Origin of the sequence: Mixta theicola (assembly GCF_002895925.1) — a bacterium.
Taxonomy (GTDB): Bacteria; Pseudomonadota; Gammaproteobacteria; order Enterobacterales; family Enterobacteriaceae; genus Mixta; species Mixta theicola.
In genome coordinates, this window is sequence record NZ_NWUO01000049.1 from 1 (window position 1) to 860 (window position 860).

The window sequence follows — 860 nt, forward strand, 5'->3', positions numbered from 1 at the left end:
CCGGTTATTGCGGTTCATATCACCTTACCGGCGCTTATCGCAGATTAGCACGCCCTTCATCGCCTCTGACTGCCAGGGCATCCACCGTGTACGCTTATTCGCTTAACCTCACAACCCGCAAGCGTCTCGTGACGGCTGCGCATCGCGCCAGCATCGTTGTGCAGTGCTCACAGTGCTCATGGACAGAAAGTCCACTCCGCCTGCTGCGCGCTGTACGCCTTGCTGTCGCTTCGCTCGCTCGTCCCGCGATACTGCATCGGGATGTAAGAATTGAGAGAATCGTGAACAACTGATTCAGTTGTTCCGTTTTCAATTTTCAGCTTGTTTCCGGATTGTTAAAGAGCAAAACTTCACAGTACATTCGCAAATGCACTCTGGAGTGTTCATCAACCGCAGGTTGATGGTGGAGCTAAGCGGGATCGAACCGCTGACCTCCTGCGTGCAAGGCAGGCGCTCTCCCAGCTGAGCTATAGCCCCAGATGTGTTGTAAAACCGCCGGTTACCTTTATTCCTTTCAGAACAAGGCATGGTTTTGCGACGCATAGTCAACTATGCGAGCCGAAACCATAACGCAGTGCTGGAAGGAATTGGTAGGCCTGAGTGGACTTGAACCACCGACCTCACCCTTATCAGGGGTGCGCTCTAACCACCTGAGCTACAAGCCTGCCGGGGTTTTACTGCTCGTTACTTCTATCAGACAATCTGTGTGAGCACTTCACGGGCGGGATTCAGCAGGTAAGGAGGTGATCCAACCGCAGGTTCCCCTACGGTTACCTTGTTACGACTTCACCCCAGTCATGAATCACAAAGTGGTAAGCGCCCTCCCGAAGGTTAAGCTACCTACTTCTTTTGCAACCCAC

General features: G+C 53.0%; 2 tRNA genes and 2 rRNA genes. All 4 read right to left on the reverse strand.

The features are described 5' to 3' along the window. Window positions 1-108 (reverse strand): 23S ribosomal RNA (locus COO59_RS20515); the annotation flags it as partial. A 293-nt stretch (window positions 109-401) separates the two neighbouring features. Then, a tRNA-Ala gene (locus COO59_RS20520) sits at window positions 402-477 on the reverse strand. A gap of 111 nt (window positions 478-588) precedes the next feature. After that, window positions 589-665 (reverse strand) — tRNA-Ile (locus COO59_RS20525). 71 nt (window positions 666-736) lie between these two features. Beyond that, a 16S ribosomal RNA gene (locus tag COO59_RS20530) occupies window positions 737-860 on the reverse strand; the annotation flags it as partial.